This window comes from Nocardioides sp. T2.26MG-1 (assembly GCF_950101795.1).
GTDB lineage: Bacteria > Actinomycetota > Actinomycetes > Propionibacteriales > Nocardioidaceae > Nocardioides.
Map to the genome: position 1 here is coordinate 1 of NZ_CATNLZ010000021.1, position 1,189 is coordinate 1,189.

Annotated in this window: 1 protein-coding gene; it reads right to left on the reverse strand. The window is 63.3% G+C overall.

Annotated features, from left to right (window positions below; genetic code table 11):
• Positions 1–255: 255 nt before the first annotated feature.
• The gene (locus tag QQZ14_RS12800; protein WP_284534709.1) at positions 256–981 is read right to left on the reverse strand and encodes a class I SAM-dependent methyltransferase; all 726 of its coding nucleotides are present in this window, start codon (positions 979–981) and stop codon (positions 256–258) included.
• Positions 982–1,189: the final 208 nt, after the last annotated feature.

The following is a 1,189-nucleotide window of genomic DNA, read 5'->3' on the forward strand; positions in this document are numbered from 1 at the left end:
TCCGCACGAACACCACCGGCCGGACCCTACCGAGCCCCGGGGTGTGTCAATCAGCGACGCCGCAACGCGCTCACCTGCGAAGACGCCACAACGGTCACCGATCCACGGTCAAGTGGCACGAGTCAGGTTAGGGTTGAACTGGAACGGCCCGAGTTGCGGTGACGGGACACCGACCGATTCCATGCCCTCGCGCTGGCAGAGTGACGAACGATTTCGGGCGCAAGCGGTGTCGCCGTGGCGAACAGGCTCGGTGAGTCACCTGCGCTTCGTGCAGGCGTAGACCTCCGTCATGGTGCCGATTAGTCCGTGATGGTGGTCGTGGAACCGCACCACTTCGACATCGAGGCCCGACCATTGGTGGATCAACTCTGGAAGGTCGTAGCCGTAGTGGAACGTGACGAGCGCGCCGTCGTCGCTGATGGGATTCCCGTGGTATTCCGGCTCGGCGAGGTGCTCCGCGGTCCCATCGGGCAGATACCGTGCACGACGCTCACTGCGGCTTTTGCCTTCGTACGTTGGCGCCGTGAACACGTAGGCACCTCCAGGCGCGAGAGTGCGGGCGATTTCGCGCATGGCTTTGTCGGGATCGCCGACATGCTCCATGACATCGAGACTGATAACCAGGTCAAAGACGCCGTCAGGGAACGTCTGACGCTCCAAGTTTTCATTGCGGACACCGCCGATGATCGCGCCGAGTTCATCGCGCGGGAAGAACTGGGTCGGCACGTATTTCGCACATTCCTGCCTGAGCTTGGGTGAGATTCCCCTGTCGCCCGGGGAAGACTCATGGATTCGCGACTGCCGCCAGTTCGGGAACGCCCGAGAAAGCACGAGCGCCAAGGCGCGCTCGCGCGGAATGGATCTGCACCGTGAGCACAGCAGATGGTCCCGGTAATGGCTATACACTGCGCTGAAAGTGGCGGGCGCTTCGCAGATCGGACAATGGCCCGAAGCCTCGTACACAATAGGCAGGGTGCTCATGTAGAGGGAGTGTATGCGCGGCGGTGCACCCGACGCTCCTATAGTCGTCGCGGGTCGTCGGCAGACCTGACTCGTGCCACCGGGGTGTGTCACTGAGCGCTGATCCCGAGGGCGTCGATGATCGCCTGGGCGACAGGCGTGATCGGGTCCTTGGCGAGGTGTTCGTGGCCGGCGATGCGGACGGTGATCTGCTGGAGTGGCCGCAGCG